This is a genomic window from Microbulbifer mangrovi (genome assembly GCF_002009015.1).
Classification (GTDB): Bacteria; Pseudomonadota; Gammaproteobacteria; order Pseudomonadales; family Cellvibrionaceae; genus Microbulbifer; species Microbulbifer mangrovi.
The window spans coordinates 1-16,220 of the sequence record NZ_LZDE01000252.1 but is presented as its reverse complement, the minus strand read 5'-3'; the positions used below and the strand labels follow the sequence as shown (position 1 = coordinate 16,220).

General features: G+C 56.9%; 12 protein-coding genes and 1 tRNA gene. All 13 read left to right on the top strand.

What is annotated here, in order from left to right; translation table 11 throughout:
* Positions 1-204: EF-Tu C-terminal domain-related protein (locus B4U49_RS04485; protein ID WP_476703364.1), on the top strand; the 204-nt coding region annotated here is incomplete at its 5' end.
* Between the two features lie 122 nt (positions 205-326).
* Positions 327-402, top strand: a tRNA-Trp gene (locus tag B4U49_RS04480).
* 117 nt (positions 403-519) lie between these two features.
* A complete protein-coding gene (secE, locus tag B4U49_RS04475) occupies positions 520-888 on the top strand; it encodes a preprotein translocase subunit SecE (protein WP_078083383.1) in 369 nt (122 codons plus the stop codon).
* Between the two features lie 10 nt (positions 889-898).
* Positions 899-1,432: a transcription termination/antitermination protein NusG gene (gene nusG / locus B4U49_RS04470; protein WP_078083382.1), complete on the top strand. Its 534-nt coding sequence runs from the start codon at positions 899-901 to the stop codon at positions 1,430-1,432.
* Positions 1,433-1,599: 167 nt separating this feature from the next.
* The gene (gene rplK, locus B4U49_RS04465; RefSeq protein ID WP_078083381.1) at positions 1,600-2,031 is read left to right on the top strand and encodes a 50S ribosomal protein L11; all 432 of its coding nucleotides are present in this window, start codon (positions 1,600-1,602) and stop codon (positions 2,029-2,031) included.
* Positions 2,032-2,730, top strand: coding sequence for a 50S ribosomal protein L1 (gene rplA / locus B4U49_RS04460; protein WP_066967239.1), 699 nt, complete (start codon positions 2,032-2,034; stop codon positions 2,728-2,730). It abuts the gene before it with no gap.
* Positions 2,731-3,025: 295 nt separating this feature from the next.
* Positions 3,026-3,520 carry a 50S ribosomal protein L10 gene (rplJ, locus tag B4U49_RS04455; protein ID WP_078083380.1) on the top strand — a complete coding sequence of 165 codons (495 nt, stop codon included), beginning with the start codon at positions 3,026-3,028 and terminating at the stop codon, positions 3,518-3,520.
* An 86-nt stretch (positions 3,521-3,606) separates the two neighbouring features.
* Complete coding sequence (gene rplL, locus B4U49_RS04450) at positions 3,607-3,975, top strand: 50S ribosomal protein L7/L12 (protein ID WP_078083379.1); 369 nt, start codon at positions 3,607-3,609, stop codon at positions 3,973-3,975.
* A 306-nt stretch (positions 3,976-4,281) separates the two neighbouring features.
* Complete coding sequence (rpoB, locus tag B4U49_RS04445) at positions 4,282-8,355, top strand: DNA-directed RNA polymerase subunit beta (RefSeq protein ID WP_078083378.1); 4,074 nt, start codon at positions 4,282-4,284, stop codon at positions 8,353-8,355.
* A gap of 114 nt (positions 8,356-8,469) precedes the next feature.
* Positions 8,470-12,699: a DNA-directed RNA polymerase subunit beta' gene (gene rpoC / locus B4U49_RS04440; protein ID WP_078083377.1), complete on the top strand. Its 4,230-nt coding sequence runs from the start codon at positions 8,470-8,472 to the stop codon at positions 12,697-12,699.
* A 259-nt stretch (positions 12,700-12,958) separates the two neighbouring features.
* Positions 12,959-13,333, top strand: coding sequence for a 30S ribosomal protein S12 (gene rpsL / locus B4U49_RS04435; RefSeq protein ID WP_067150990.1), 375 nt, complete (start codon positions 12,959-12,961; stop codon positions 13,331-13,333).
* Between the two features lie 126 nt (positions 13,334-13,459).
* Entirely contained in the window at positions 13,460-13,930 is a 471-nt protein-coding gene (gene rpsG, locus B4U49_RS04430) for a 30S ribosomal protein S7 (RefSeq protein ID WP_066967219.1), read from the top strand.
* Between the two features lie 119 nt (positions 13,931-14,049).
* Positions 14,050-16,158, top strand: coding sequence for an elongation factor G (gene fusA / locus B4U49_RS04425; RefSeq protein WP_078083376.1), 2,109 nt, complete (start codon positions 14,050-14,052; stop codon positions 16,156-16,158).
* Positions 16,159-16,220: the final 62 nt, after the last annotated feature.

Here is a 16,220-nt window from a genome sequence, read left to right as displayed (position 1 = left end):
CGTCCGCAGTTCTACTTCCGTACTACCGACGTAACTGGTGCGTGTGAGCTGCCGGAAGGTACCGAGATGGTAATGCCGGGCGATAACGTTCAGATGACCGTTACCCTGATCGCTCCGATCGCCATGGAAGATGGCCTGCGTTTCGCGATCCGCGAAGGTGGTCGTACCGTTGGTGCGGGCGTTGTAGCCAAAATCATCGAGTAATCGATGCGTTGAGTGTGGTCGCCAATATGAATTGGCGGTCACGCTTGCAAATGCTGGGGTGGGTGGTATGATCCGCCCCTCATTTTTTTCGGTGGTGACGCAGTTTGCCCCGGAAGTGTTCCAGGCCAGTAGTTCAATTGGTAGAGCACCGGTCTCCAAAACCGGCTGTTGGGGGTTCGAGTCCCTCCTGGCCTGCCAACTTTCAGATGCCCGCAAGGGGCCTGCAGTTGGGCTATCCTGTACTGCTGTCGCTCTTTGCGGTCGTTGGCAATAAAGGCGCCTTACAGTAACTGGGCGCGCTAAAGGCTTCTTTGTATGAATGCTAAAGTAGAGGCGAAAACCTTTCGTCTTGACGGCCTTAAATGGCTGTTAGTGGTGCTGCTTGTTGGTGCTGCTGTGGCGGGCAATTCCTACTACGCCGAAATCCCCCTGCTGTATCGTGTGCTGGCAATCGTAGTGCTTTGCCTGGCGGCTGTATTTGTGGCCGTGCAGACCGAGAAGGGTAATGCCTTCTGGAATCTGCTGCGTGAAGCGCAGAATGAAGTGCGCCGCGTAGTGTGGCCCACCCGTCAGGAAGCAACCCAGACCACATTGATTGTGGTGGTGTTCGTGCTGCTGATGGCTGTCATTCTGTGGGCGCTGGATTCCGGCCTCGGTTGGGCTGCCTCCAAGATCATTGGCTAAAGGTTAATCCATGGCAAAGCATTGGTATGTAGTTCAGGCTTACTCCGGCTATGAGAAGCGTGTAAAGACTTCTCTCAAGGAGCGCATTGAGCTGCACGAAATGGATCACCTCTTCGGAGAGGTGCTGGTCCCCACCGAGGAAGTGGTGGAAATGCGTGCCGGTCAGAAGCGCAAAAGTGAGCGCAAGTTTTTCCCCGGTTACGTGCTGGTGGAAATGGAGCTCAATGATGACACCTGGCATCTGGTAAAAGAAACTCCTCGTGTGCTGGGTTTCATCGGTGGCAAGGCGGACAAGCCGGCCCCGATTACCGATCGCGAAGCTCAGGCCATCCTGAATCGCATCGATGATTCTGTCGACAAGCCCAAGCCTAAAACATTGTTTGAGCCGGGTGAGATGGTCCGCGTTATCGACGGTCCCTTTAATGATTTCAACGGTGTGGTTGAAGAGGTCAATTACGAGAAGAGTCGCCTGCGGGTGGCAGTATTGATCTTCGGTCGCTCCACTCCGGTAGAGCTTGAATTCGGTCAGGTAGAAAAGAACTGAGTTCGAGCTGAAAGGATTCGGCCCTCTTTCACCATGGGTGGAAGGGGGCTTTCGCGTCCCTGAAAACCGTGTTGAGCGGTGTTTGGGGTAAACAGGGGAGCTGAGCGCTGCATGTTTGTAAAAGTGTACAGCGCAGGCGCTAATACCCAGTTAAAGAGGAAGCTGTAATGGCTAAGAAAATTGAAGCTTACATCAAGCTGCAAGTGAAGGCCGGTCAGGCCAACCCGAGTCCGCCCGTTGGTCCTGCACTGGGTCAGCACGGCGTGAACATCATGGAGTTCTGTAAAGCGTTCAACGCACAGACCCAGAGCCTGGAGCCGGGCCTGCCGGTACCGGTAGTGATCTCTGTTTACAGCGATCGCTCCTTCACCTTCATCATGAAATCCCCGCCCGCCGCAGTACTGCTGCGCAAGGCTGCCAAGATCAAGAGCGGTTCCGGCCGTCCGAACACTGAGAAAGTAGGCAAAGTGACCCGCGCTCAGATCGAAGAGATCGTGGAAATGAAGAAGGCAGACCTGACTGCATCCGACATGGATGCAGCGGTGCGCACCATCGCTGGTTCCGCCCGCAGTGCCGGTATCGAAGTGGAGGGTGTGTAAGTGGCTAAATTGACCAAGCGTCAGCGTGCTATCGCTGAGAAAATTGAAGCTGGCAAAGCATACGGTATCGATGAAGCCGTTGCGCTGCTGAAAGAGTTTTCCAACGTTAAGTTCGCGGAAACTGTTGATGCTGCCATCAATCTGGGTATTGACCCGCGTAAATCCGACCAGGCTGTACGTGGTGCAACCACTCTGCCGCACGGTACCGGTAAAGAAGTACGCGTTGCCGTATTTACCCAGGGTGCCAATGCCGACGCCGCTAAAGAAGCTGGCGCCGACCTGGTAGGTATGGACGAGCTGGCGGCTGAAGTTAAAGCCGGCAAGATGGATTTTGACGTAGTCGTAGCTTCTCCGGACGCTATGCGCGTTGTTGGCCAGCTGGGCCAGATCCTCGGTCCGCGCGGCCTGATGCCGAACCCGAAAACCGGCACCGTTACCCCGGACGTTGCGACTGCCGTTAAAAATGCCAAGGCTGGTCAGGTGCGTTTCCGCGCTGACAAAGGCGGCATCATCCACGGTGGTATCGGCAAGGTGGCGTTCGACGCAAACCTGCTGAAGGAAAACCTGGAAGCCCTGGTAGCTGACCTGAAAAAGGCCAAGCCGGCTTCCGCAAAAGGCGTGTATCTGAAGAAGATCACCCTGAGCACTACCATGGGCCCGGGTCTGACCATCGACCAGGCTTCTCTGGACGTTAAATAATTTTCCGAGAATTCAATTCTCTGAAAATTGACAACGTTCAGTAAAAAGAACTTTGGGGTCCACCACCGGCGCAAGCGGGTAGGTGGGTCGTCAAAGACCGTAGGTGCGGCGGGTGTTTGAGGTTTAAATGCCCTCCGCTTAATCCGCCCTCAGGCCAGGTTGGCCATTCACGGGGGTGAGCCTACGCAGACGGTGTGCCCAAACCAGTATTTTTACTGGATTTGAGCTTTATGCACCGGAACGGGCCGGGTTTACATGTAGTTCCCGGCCTTCATTCAAATCCAGGAGTGACACTATGGCTATTGGACTCGTAGACAAGAAAGCGATTGTCGCGGAAGTCCAGCAGGCTGCTGAGGGTGCTCTGTCGGCGGTGGTTGCGGATTCCCGCGGCGTTACCGTGAACGACATGACTGCCCTGCGCAAAGAGGCTCGCGAGAACGGCGTTTGGTTGAAAGTCGTCCGCAATACTCTGGCGCGTCGCGCTCTGGCCGGTACCGAATTCGAATGTCTCATTGAGAACTTCGTCGGTCCCAGCATCATTGCTTTCTCCAACGAACACCCGGGTGCCGGCGCGCGCATCCTCAAGGAGTTCGCTAAGGGCAATGACAAGCTGGAGCTGAAAGGTGCCGCCTTCGAAGGCGTAGCGACTGACATCGCTCTGTTGGCAAGCCTGCCGACTTACGATGAAGCAATCGCGAAGCTGATGAGCTGCATGAAAGAAGCCTCTGCTGGCAAACTGGTTCGCACTATTGCGGCCGTTCGCGACCAAAAAGAGCAGGAAGCTGCGTAACTGTTTCGCTGAAGCGAAATGGCAGTTTTCAACTTTTAAAGAAATTACGAGCAGTTTCCTGCTCACACGAAATCAGGTACTAACTCATGTCTCTGACTAAAGAAGATATCATCAATGCGATCGCTGAAATGTCCGTTAAGGACGTTGTTGAGCTGATCGAAGCTATGGAAGAGAAGTTCGGCGTAACCGCAGCTGCTGCTGTTATGGCTGGACCGGCTGGCGGCGAAGCTGCTGCAGAAGAAAAGGACGAGTTCGACGTAATCCTGGCCTCTGCTGGCGACAAGAAAGTGAACGTGATCAAAGCTGTTCGCGGCATCACTGGTCTGGGCCTGAAAGAAGCCAAAGCTCTGGTAGACGGCGCTCCGAGCCCGCTGAAAGAAGGCGTGTCCAAAGACGAAGCCGAAGCAGCGAAGAAAGAGCTGGAAGAAGCTGGCGCTACCGTAGAACTGAAGTAATTCGGATCTACACACCACCGTCAGTGGCTGCGTAATCAACCACTGACGGCAAGGCTGGTGGACATTTGTCCGCCGGCCTTTTTGCCGTTTGCGGCATGGGGCTTTTTCCCGCCAGGGAAAGACGACCGGAGCGCAACAAATGGCAAAAAAACCGAGAGGTTTGCGCACAGGGCGGTGCATTTTTAACCACCTGTTTTAAGCGTAGCGCAATGTGCAGAGACTTCTCGCCCGGATGGACTGCGTATCGTCAGATAACTGACCGCAGTTCTGATGAAGTCTTGTCACCGATCAAGCTGGGGAATATGAATGGCTTACTCATACACTGAGAAAAAACGTATCCGCAAGGATTTTGGCAAGCTGCCTAAGGTCATGGATGTACCTTTCCTGCTTGCGATACAGTTGGACTCGTATCGCAAATTTACTCAGGCCGACACGCGCCCGGATGAGCGCCTGGACATGGGCTTGCAGGCGGCGTTCAAGTCTGTATTTCCGATTGTCAGTTATTCTGGCAACGCCGCACTGGAGTACGTTAGCTACACCCTCGGCAAACCTGCCTTCGATGTCAAGGAATGTACCCTGCGCGGTGTGACTTACGCCTGTCCGCTGCGGGTTCGCGTACGCCTGATTATTTACGATAAAGAATCTGCGAATAAGTCCATCAAGGACATCAAGGAGCAGGAAGTCTACATGGGCGAAATTCCGCTCATGACCGAAAACGGTACCTTTGTGATCAATGGTACTGAGCGTGTAATCGTATCCCAGCTGCACCGCTCCCCGGGTGTATTCTTCGATCACGACAAAGGCAAGACCCACTCTTCCGGCAAACTGCTTTACGCCGCGCGGGTGATTCCTTACCGCGGCTCCTGGCTGGACTTCGAGTTCGACCCGAAAGATCTCGTGTACGTGCGTATCGACCGTCGCCGCAAGCTGCCGGCGACCATTCTGCTGCGCGCCCTGGGTTATGCCTCCCAGGAAATGCTGGAAATGTTCTTCGACACCAGCAAGTTCACCCTGGAAGACGACACCGTCAGCCTCGACCTGATCCCATCGCGCCTGCGCGGTGATGTTGCCTCTTTCGATATCAAGGACGGCAGCGGCAAGGTGATTGTTGAGGAAGGTCGCCGTATTACCCCGCGTCATATCCGTCAGCTGGAAAAGGCCGGTGTAGAGAAGCTTGAAGCTCCGCTGACCTACCTGAACGGTCGCGTTCTGGCGAACGACATCATCGATGATTCCACCGGCGAAGTGGCGGTGGAATGTAATACCGAAATCACCGACGAAGTGGTTGCCAAGCTGCGCATCCTGAACGTCAAGAATTTCGAGACCCTGTACACCAACGACCTCGACTGCGGTCCGTTTATTTCCGATACCCTGCGTGCGGATCCGTCTCGCACCCAGCTGGAAGCGCTGGTCGAGATCTACCGCATGATGCGCCCGGGCGAGCCGCCCACCAAGGAATCTGCAGAGTCCCTGTTCGAGAACCTGTTCTTCTCCGACGAGCGTTACGACCTGTCCGCTGTTGGCCGCATGAAGTTCAACCGTCGCCTGGGTCGTGAAGACGAGACCGGTGAGGGCACCCTGAGCAAGGAAGACATCGTCGACGTGCTCAAGACCCTGATCGAGATCCGCAACGGTCGCGGCATGGTGGACGATATCGACCACCTGGGTAACCGTCGTGTGCGTTCCGTGGGCGAAATGGCCGAAAACCAGTTCCGTGTGGGCCTGGTACGTGTAGAGCGCGCGGTGAAAGAGCGTCTGTCCATGGCGGAATCCGAAGGCCTGATGCCGCAGGATCTGATCAACGCCAAGCCAGTGGCTGCTGCGGTGAAGGAGTTCTTCGGCTCCTCCCAGCTGTCCCAGTTTATGGACCAGAACAACCCGCTGTCGGAAGTTACCCACAAGCGCCGTGTATCTGCACTGGGCCCGGGTGGTCTGACCCGCGAACGCGCCGGCTTTGAGGTGCGCGACGTACACCCGACCCACTACGGTCGCGTATGTCCGATTGAGACACCGGAAGGTCCGAACATTGGTCTGATCAACTCTCTGGCCACCTACGCCCGCGCCAACCACTACGGTTTCCTCGAGAGCCCGTACCGCAAGGTTGTCGACGGTCAGGTGACCGACCAGATCGAATACCTGTCTGCGATCAACGAAGCCAACTTCGTTGTTGCACAGGCGTCCGCAGCCGTCGACGAAAATGGCCGCTTTACCGACGACCTGGTCAGCGTGCGTTACCAGTACGAATTCACCCTGAAGACCCCGGACGAAATCCAGTACATGGATGTGTCCGCCCGTCAGGTGGTTTCCGTGGCAGCGGCGATGATTCCGTTCCTCGAGCACGATGACGCCAACCGCGCTCTCATGGGCTCGAACATGCAGCGTCAGGCCGTTCCGACCCTGCGCGCTGAAAAGCCGCTGGTAGGTACCGGCATGGAGCGCACCGTAGCGCGCGACTCCGGCGTATGTATCGTGGCCAAGCGCGGCGGTGTGATCGAGCGTGTCGACGCCAGCCGTGTGGTTGTGCGCGTGCGCGACGAAGAGGTGGAAGCCGGTGACGCGGGTGTGGATCTGTACGGTCTGACCAAGTACACCCGCTCCAACCAGAACACCTGTATCAACCAGCGTCCGATCGTTAAGACCGGTGACGTTGTAGCGCGCGGCGATATCCTCGCCGACGGCCCGTCCGTCGACCTGGGCGAGCTGGCTCTGGGCCAGAACATGCGCATCGCGTTCATGCCCTGGAACGGCTACAACTTCGAGGACTCCATCCTCGTATCCGAGCGCGTGGTGCAGGAAGACCGCTTCACCACCATCCACATTCAGGAGCTGACCTGTATTGCCCGTGACACCAAGCTGGGCAGTGAGGAAATCACCGCGGATATCCCCAATGTGGGCGAGTCTGCGCTGAACAAGCTGGATGAGTCCGGCATCGTGTACATCGGTGCGGAAGTCGGTGCCGGCGATATCCTGGTCGGTAAGGTAACCCCGAAAGGTGAGGCCCAGCTGACCCCGGAAGAAAAACTGCTGCGTGCGATCTTCGGTGAGAAGGCGTCTGACGTTAAAGATACCTCCCTGCGCGCACCGTCCGGTACCCGCGGTACCGTGATCGACGTACAGGTATTCACCCGCGACGGTCTGCAGAAAGACCAGCGCTCCCTGGCGATCGAAAAAGCCCAGCTCGACGAAGTTCGCAAGGACCTCAACGAGGAATACCGCATCGTGGAAGGCGCCACCTTTGAGCGTCTGGCGGCGGCACTGGACGGCCAGAAGGTCGCCGGTGGCAAGGGCGTGAAGAAGGGTGATGTGCTGAACGCTGAAGTTCTGGCTGGCCTGCCGCGCGAAGACTGGTTCAAGCTGCGCATGGCAGAAGAGAGCCTGAACGAGCAGCTGGAAAAAGCCGAAGCGCAGCTGAAAGAGCGTCGCAAGCTGCTCGACGAGCAGTTCGAAGACAAGAAGAAAAAACTGGAATCTGGCGACGATCTGGCGCCGGGCGTGCTGAAAATCGTCAAGGTATACCTGGCGATCAAGCGTCGCATCCAGCCCGGCGACAAGATGGCCGGTCGTCACGGTAACAAAGGTGTGATCTCCGTGATCAAGCCTGTGGAAGACATGCCGTACGACGAGAACGGCGAGCCGGTAGACGTGGTTCTGAACCCGCTGGGTGTACCGTCCCGTATGAACGTGGGGCAGGTTCTGGAGATGCACCTGGGTATGGCCGCCAAGGGTCTGGGTGTGAAGATTGATCGCATGGTCAAGGAAAAGCAGGAAGCGGCCAAAATCCGCGGATTCCTGGAAGAGGTCTACAACTCCACCGGCGGTAACAAGGAAGAGCTGGACGAGCTGTCTGACCAGGAAGTGATGGCGATGTCTGAAAACCTGCGTCGCGGTGTACCCATGGCGACCCCGGTATTCGACGGTGCCGCAGAGCCTGAGATCAAGAAGCTGCTGCGTCTCGCAGACATCCCGGATTCCGGACAGATCACACTGTACGACGGCCGAACGGGTGACTCTTTCGAGCGTCCGGTCACCGTGGGCTACATGTACATGCTGAAGCTGAACCACCTGGTAGACGACAAGATGCACGCGCGTTCTACCGGCTCCTACAGCCTGGTTACCCAGCAGCCGCTGGGTGGTAAGGCGCAGTTCGGTGGTCAGCGTTTCGGTGAGATGGAAGTGTGGGCACTGGAAGCATACGGTGCCGCTTACACCCTGCAGGAAATGCTCACGGTCAAATCCGATGACGTTGAAGGTCGTACCAAGATGTACAAGAACATCGTGGATGGCGACCACCGCATGGAGCCGGGCATGCCCGAATCCTTCAACGTACTGGTCAAGGAAATCCGCTCGCTGGGTATGAACTTCGAGCTGGAAAACGAGTAAGACCGGTAACAATCGGATTTAGTAGATAGAGGCCGGCGGTTGTGAAACACCGCCGGCGCTCCCGGCCCCAGAAGCAGTTGGCCGGGTTGACTACCCCCTAGTGGAGGAAAGGCCTTGAAAGATTTGTTAAACCTGGTGAAAGCCCAGGAGCAGCTGGAAGAATTTGACGCGATCCGTATCGGTCTGGCTTCGCCAGAAATGATCCGTTCCTGGTCTTACGGCGAAGTGAAAAAGCCCGAGACCATCAACTACCGTACCTTCAAGCCGGAGCGTGAAGGCCTGTTCTGTGCCAAGATCTTTGGCCCGGTAAAGGACTACGAGTGCCTGTGCGGTAAGTACAAGCGCATGAAGCACCGCGGCATCATCTGCGAAAAGTGCGGTGTTGAAGTAACCAAGGCCAAGGTGCGTCGTGAGCGCATGGGCCACATTGAGCTGGCGAGCCCGGTCGCGCACATCTGGTTCCTGAAATCCCTGCCGTCCCGTATCGGCCTGCTGCTGGACATGACCCTGCGCGATATCGAGCGCGTGCTGTACTTCGAATCCTACGTGGTTACCGATCCGGGTATGACCACCCTGGAGCGCGGTCAGCTGCTGAACGACGAACAGTACTTCGAAGCGATGGAAGAGTTCGCCGACGAGTTCGAAGCCAAGATGGGTGCTGAAGCCATCCAGGAGCTGATGAACGACATCGAGCTGCCGTCCGAAATCCAGCGCCTGCGCGAAGAGATTCCGGCGACCAACTCCGAGACCAAGATCAAGAAGCTGTCCAAGCGCCTCAAGCTGCTGGAAGCCTTCTACAAATCCGGCAACAAGCCGGAGTGGATGATCATGCAGGCTCTGCCGGTTCTGCCGCCGGATCTGCGTCCGCTGGTACCGCTGGACGGTGGCCGCTTCGCGACTTCCGACCTGAACGATCTGTACCGTCGCGTGATCAACCGTAACAACCGCCTGAAGCGCCTGCTCGAGCTGAATGCGCCGGACATCATCGTGCGCAACGAAAAGCGTATGCTGCAGGAGTCCGTGGACGCACTGCTGGACAACGGTCGTCGCGGTCGCGCCATTACCGGTTCCAACAAGCGCCCGCTGAAGTCCCTGGCTGACATGATCAAGGGTAAACAGGGTCGTTTCCGTCAGAACCTGCTGGGTAAGCGTGTTGACTACTCCGGCCGTTCCGTGATCGTGGTTGGTCCGACCCTGCGTCTGCACCAGTGTGGTCTGCCGAAGAAAATGGCCCTCGAGCTGTTCAAGCCGTTCATTTTCGGCAAGCTGGAAACCCGCGGCCTGGCCACCACCATCAAGGCGGCCAAGAAAATGGTCGAGCGCGAAGAAGCGGTGGTGTGGGATATCCTCGACGAGGTGATCCGCGAGCACCCGGTACTGCTGAACCGTGCACCGACCCTGCACCGTCTGGGTATCCAGGCGTTCGAGCCGGTCCTGATTGAGGGTAAAGCAATCCAGCTGCACCCACTGGTGTGTGCGGCGTACAACGCCGACTTCGACGGTGACCAGATGGCGGTACACGTACCGCTGACTATCGAAGCGCAGCTGGAATCCCGCGCGCTGATGATGTCCACCAATAACATCCTGTCGCCCGCCAACGGTGAGCCGATCATCGTACCGTCCCAGGACGTGGTGCTGGGTCTGTACTGGATGACCCGTGAGCGAGTAAACGATAAAGGTGAGGGCATGTCCTTCTCCGATATCAAGGAAGTCAGCCGCGCGTTCTACGCCAAGCAGGTAGGTCTGCAGGCGAAGATCAAGGTGCGTATCGACGAGACCTCCATCGGCGAAGACGGTGAGAAGCAGGTTACCCGCACTATTTACGACACCACTGTCGGTCGTGCGCTGCTGTGGAACATCGTGCCGGAAGGCCTGCCGTTCGAGTACGTCAACCAGCCGATGAAGAAGAAGGCGATCTCCCGCGTTCTGAACGAGTGTTACCGCAAGGTAGGCCTGAAGGCGACCGTCATCTTTGCTGACCAGCTGATGTACACCGGTTTCGACTTCTCCACCAAGTCCGGTTCCTCCATCGGTGTGAACGACTTCGAGATTCCGGCGGCAAAAGCCGAGCTGATCGCTTCCGCGGAAGAGGAAGTGAAGGAAATCGAAACCCAGTTCGCGTCCGGTCTGGTAACTGCGGGCGAGAAATACAACAAGGTCATCGACGTTTGGTCCCGTACCAATGACAAGGTGACCCAGGCGATGATGGCCGGTATCAAGAAAGAGCCGGTAATCGATCGCGAAGGTAAAGAGACCGAACAGGACTCATTCAACTCCGTATACATGTACGCGGACTCCGGTGCTCGTGGTTCTGAAGCGCAGATTCGTCAGCTGGCCGGTATGCGTGGCCTGATGGCGCGTCCGGATGGCTCCATTATCGAAAACGCCATTACCGCGAACTTCCGCGAAGGTCTGAGCGTACTGCAGTACTTCATCTCGACCCACGGTGCTCGTAAAGGTCTTGCGGATACCGCACTGAAAACCGCGAACTCCGGTTACCTGACTCGTCGTCTGGTAGACGTGGCGCAGGACGTGGTAATCACCGAGATTGACTGTGGCACCGACGATGGCCTGACCATGGCGCCGGTGATCGAGGGCGGCGACGTGATCGAGTCCCTGGGTGACCGTATCCTCGGCCGTGTTGTGGCGCGTGACGTCATCAAACCGGGCAGCGAAGAGATTGCCGTTCCGGCCGGTACCATGATCGACGAAGCCTGGGTAGAGCGCATCGAAGGTATGGGTATCGACGAGGTTATCGTGCGTTCCGCGATTTCCTGTGAAACTGCCCACGGTATCTGTGCCCAGTGTTACGGTCGCGACCTGGCCCGTGGCCACCGCGCCAACCCGGGTGAATCCGTGGGGGTTGTTGCAGCCCAGTCCATTGGTGAGCCGGGCACCCAGCTGACCATGCGTACCTTCCACATTGGTGGTGCGGCGAGCCGTGCCTCTGCTGCTGACAGCATTCAGGTCAAGCAGCCCGGTACTGTACGTCTGCACAATGTGAAGACCGTTAAAACCGAAAGTGGCAACCTGGTAGCGGTCTCCCGCTCGGGTGAGCTGGCGGTAGCCGACCCTGCGGGTCGTGAGCGCGAGCGTTACAAACTACCGTATGGTGCTGTGATCAGTGTCGACGAAGGTTCCAGCATTGACGGTGGCCAGATTGTGGCCAAGTGGGACCCGCACACCCACCCGATCATCACCGAAGTTGCCGGTTGGGTGAAGCTGTCTGGTATGGAAGAAGGCCTGTCCATCCGCAAGCAGACCGATGAGATTACCGGCCTGTCCTCCATCGAGATCATCGATCCGGCGGAGCGCCCGGCGGCAGGTAAAGACCTGCGTCCGGCCGTAACCCTGGTCGACGAGAACGGTGAAGAGCTGACCCTGGCCAACTCCAACGCACCGGCGCACTACGCACTGCCGCCGCGCGCGATCCTGAGCCTGAAGGACAGCGACAAGGTGAACGTGGGTGACATCGTCGCACGTATTCCGCAGGAATCCGGCGGTACCAAGGACATCACCGGTGGTCTGCCGCGTGTTGCCGACCTGTTCGAAGCGCGTAAGCCGAAAGAGCCGTCAATCCTGGCGGAGATCTCAGGCACCGTGTCCTTTGGTAAAGAGACCAAGGGCAAGGTTCGCCTGCAGATCACCCCGAAAGATGGCAAGCCGCTGGCCAACGGCAAGGATCACTACGAAGTACTGATTCCGAAGCATCGCCAGCTGACCGTGTTCGAGGGTGAAACCGTAGAGAAGGGCGAGGTGATTTCCGACGGCCCGTCCAACCCGCACGACATTCTGCGTCTGAAGGGTGTGGAAGAGCTGGCGCGCTACATCACCAACGAGATTCAGGAGGTTTACCGCCTCCAGGGTGTAGGCATTAACGACAAGCACATTGAAACCATCGTGCGTCAGATGCTGCGTAAAGTTGAAATCCTCGAGATGGGTGACTCCGAGTTCATCAAAGGCGACCAGGTTGAATACCAGCGCGTAGTGGAAGAGAACGAGCGTCTGCGTGCCGAAGGCAAGCAGCCCGCGCAGTTCGAGCGTCTGCTGCTGGGTATTACCAAAGCGTCTCTGGCGACCGAGTCCTTCCTGTCTGCGGCCTCCTTCCAGGAGACCACCCGAGTGCTGACCGAAGCGGCAGTAACCGGCAAGGAAGACAGCCTGCGTGGTCTGAAGGAAAACGTGGTAGTGGGTCGTCTGATCCCGGCCGGTACCGGTCTGGCCTACCACGCAGAGCGCAAACGCAAGCGCACCCAGCAGGTGACCCAAGGCTACGCCGAAGGTCCTTCTGCAGAAGAGGTGGAAGCTGCGCTGACCGAAGCCCTGAAATCTTCCGGGGAATAAGGTCGACGGAACGGAGAAGTCTGACCGGTTGGTTTTCTCTGTGGGAAGGTCAGCCGGCCAGTTCCGGATCGCAATTGCCCGCCGATGTGAGTATTTACTTCGGCAGGTGATTGACTCGGGGTTGTCGCGCTTATAGAATGCGGCCCCCGCTAATGGGGTGCGATTGCCGGTTGGTCCATGGGCCGGGCGGAAGTCGCGCACTGACGATAGGCCCCCGCTGCTGTAAAGGTGGGGGCGTTTTATTTTGGAGTGATTTTTAATGGCAACGATCAACCAGTTGGTTCGTAAGCCGAGAAAACGCAAAGTTGAAAAAAGCGACGTGCCTGCACTGCAAGCTAGCCCGCAGCGCCGTGGAGTTTGTACTCGTGTGTATACCACTACACCGAAGAAGCCGAACTCCGCACTGCGTAAAGTTTGTCGTGTGCGCCTGACCAACGGTTACGAAGTAACTTCGTACATCGGCGGTGAAGGCCACAACCTGCAGGAGCACAGCGTGGTGCTGATTCGCGGCGGTCGTGTAAAAGACCTGCCGGGTGTGCGCTACCACACTGTACGCGGTGCACTTGACTGTGCCGGCGTAAACGATCGCAAGCAGGGCCGTTCCAAATACGGCGCCAAGCGTCCTAAGGGTTAATTCCCAAAGGTCAATTTGCGTTTCGGTTTAACGAATAACCGGAGTAAGGCTGAGCTCGCCGATTTGTAGTTACTATTGAAGTTAGTACGGCGGCGTCTCAGAGTAACCCTGAAGAGAGGCAATCCCATGCCAAGAAGACGAGTAGTCGCCAAGCGCGAAGTGCTGCCCGATCCCAAGTTCGGGAACGTGACTCTGGCCAAGTTCATGAACCATGTCATGATCTCTGGTAAGAAGTCTGTGGCAGAGAGCATCGTTTACGGTGCGCTGGATCTGGTTTCAGAAAAGCTGAACAAAGATCCGATTGAAGTTTTTGAAGAGTCCCTGGAAAACATCGCCCCGATGGTGGAAGTAAAATCCCGTCGTGTTGGTGGTGCTACCTACCAGGTGCCGGTAGAAGTGCGTCCCGCACGTCGTACCGCGCTGGCAATGCGCTGGCTGGTAGATTTCTCCCGTAAGCGCGGCGAGAAGTCCATGGCCCAGCGTCTGGCCAATGAAATGATCGATGCTTCCCAGAACAAGGGCGGCGCGGTCAAGAAGCGTGAAGACGTGCATCGTATGGCGGAAGCCAACAAAGCGTTCTCCCACTATCGTTTCTAAGATAGTGGCGCTTCTAAGTCTGATGAATACCCACATCGGAAATTAAAACCGAAAGGCAGCAGGGCTAGTTTTTTAACTTGAGCTCAGCTGCCTTTTGCCGTTATATCGAGGATACAACTGTGGCACGTAAAACGCCTATCGAACGCTATCGCAATATCGGTATCTGCGCCCACGTAGACGCCGGTAAAACCACGACTACCGAGCGCGTACTGTTCTACACCGGTCTGTCCCACAAAATTGGTGAGGTGCACGAGGGTGCCGCAACCATGGACTGGATGGAGCAGGAGCAGGAGCGTGGTATCACCATCACCTCTGCAGCGACCACCTGTTTCTGGGCTGGCATGCAGCAGCAGTTTCCGCAGCATCGCGTAAACATCATCGACACCCCCGGACACGTTGACTTCACCATTGAGGTGGAGCGCTCCCTGCGTGTACTGGACGGCGCTGTTGTTGTTCTGTGTGGCTCTTCCGGTGTGCAGCCGCAGACCGAAACTGTATGGCGTCAGGCCAACAAATACGAAGTGCCGCGCATGGTATTCGTGAACAAGATGGACCGCGCCGGTGCAGACTTCCGCAAGGTTGTCGGCCAGCTGAAGACCCGTCTGAACGCGAACGCTGTTCCGCTGCAGATGACCATTGGCTCCGAAGACGAGTTCAAAGGTGTAGTCGACCTGGTCAAAATGAAAGCCATCCTGTGGAACGAAGAAGACATGGGTATGACTTTCGACTACGCCGACATCCCGGCTGACATGCAGGACGAGTGCGAAGAAATGCGCGAGTTCCTGGTGGAAGCAGCGGCGGAAGCGACCGAAGAGCTGATGGAAAAATACCTGGAAGAAGGTGAGCTGTCCGAAGAGGAAATCAAGGCAGCTATCCGTCAGCGCACTCTGGCCAACGAAATCGTACCGGTTCTGGGCGGCTCTGCGTTCAAGAACAAGGGCGTACAGGCCATGCTGGACGCGGTTATCGAATACCTGCCTGCGCCGAACCAGGTGCGTGAAATCGAAGGTACTCTGCTGGACGCCGATGAGACTGTTGAGACTCGTCCGGCCGACGACGATGCCCCCTTCGCTGCACTGGCATTCAAAATCGCTACCGATCCCTTCGTTGGTACTCTGACTTTCTTCCGTGTGTATTCCGGTAAGCTGGAAAGCGGCACCGCGGTATACAACTCCGTGAAGCAGAAGAAAGAGCGTGTCGGCCGTATGGTGCAGATGCACTCCAACGACCGCAAAGAGATCAAAGAAGTACTGGCGGGCGACATCGCTGCTGCGATCGGCCTGAAGGACGTGACCACTGGTGATACCCTGTGTGCTGAAGACGCCAAGATCGTTCTCGAGCGCATGGAGTTCCCGGAGCCGGTAATCTCCGTAGCGGTAGAGCCGAAGTCCAAGCCGGACCAGGAAAAAATGGGTATCGCACTGGGCAAGCTGGCTCAGGAAGACCCCTCTTTCCGCGTTAAGACCGACGAAGAGACCGGCCAGACCATCATCTCCGGTATGGGTGAGCTGCACCTGGACATCATCGTTGACCGTATGCGTCGTGAATTCAACGTTGAGGCCAACATTGGTAAGCCGCAGGTGGCCTATCGTGAAACTATCCGCAACACCTCTGAGATCGAAGGCAAGTTCGTTCGTCAGTCCGGTGGTCGCGGTCAGTACGGTCACGTATGGGTGAAGTTCGAGCCGGCAGAAGACGAGTCCCAGGAAGGCCTGGAATTCGAAAACGCCATCGTTGGTGGTGTGGTACCGAAGGAATACATTCCGGCGGTACAGAAGGGTATCGAAGAGCAGATGCAGAACGGTGTTCTGGCTGGCTACCCGCTGCTGGGCCTGAAGGCTACCCTGTACGACGGCTCTTTCCACGATGTGGACTCCAACGAAATGGCGTTCAAGATCGCAGGTTCCATGGCAACCAAGAAGCTGGCTGATGTTGGCGGCGCGGTTCTGCTCGAGCCTATGATGAAAGTGGAAGTGGTTACCCCGGAAGAGAACATGGGTGACGTTGTGGGTGACCTCAATCGTCGTCGTGGTCTGATCCAAGGTATGGACGACAGTGCCTCCGGTAAGGTTGTTAACGCTGAAGTGCCGCTGGCCGAGATGTTCGGTTACGCCACTGACCTGCGTTCAGCTACCCAGGGCCGTGCGACCTACACCATGGAATTCCTGAAGTACGCTGAAGCGCCGAAAAACGTCGCTGACGAAATCATTGCGAAAAACAAAGGCTAATTTCCTAACTTCTTTTAGCTAGAGGACATTGAAAATGGGAAAAGAAAAGTTTGAACGTTCCA

What these genes read in the sequence shown, in the direction of transcription:
- secE (WP_078083383.1), top strand. Translation starts at nt 520, where the DNA reads ATGAATGCTAAAGTAGAGGCGAAAACCTTTCGTCTTGACGGCCTTAAA.
- nusG (WP_078083382.1), top strand. Translation starts at nt 899, where the DNA reads ATGGCAAAGCATTGGTATGTAGTTCAGGCTTACTCCGGCTATGAGAAG.
- rpoB (WP_078083378.1), top strand. Translation starts at nt 4,282, where the DNA reads ATGGCTTACTCATACACTGAGAAAAAACGTATCCGCAAGGATTTTGGC.
- rpsL (WP_067150990.1), top strand. Translation starts at nt 12,959, where the DNA reads ATGGCAACGATCAACCAGTTGGTTCGTAAGCCGAGAAAACGCAAAGTT.
- rplL (WP_078083379.1), top strand. Translation starts at nt 3,607, where the DNA reads ATGTCTCTGACTAAAGAAGATATCATCAATGCGATCGCTGAAATGTCC.
- rpsG (WP_066967219.1), top strand. Translation starts at nt 13,460, where the DNA reads ATGCCAAGAAGACGAGTAGTCGCCAAGCGCGAAGTGCTGCCCGATCCC.
- rplK (WP_078083381.1), top strand. Translation starts at nt 1,600, where the DNA reads ATGGCTAAGAAAATTGAAGCTTACATCAAGCTGCAAGTGAAGGCCGGT.
- rplJ (WP_078083380.1), top strand. Translation starts at nt 3,026, where the DNA reads ATGGCTATTGGACTCGTAGACAAGAAAGCGATTGTCGCGGAAGTCCAG.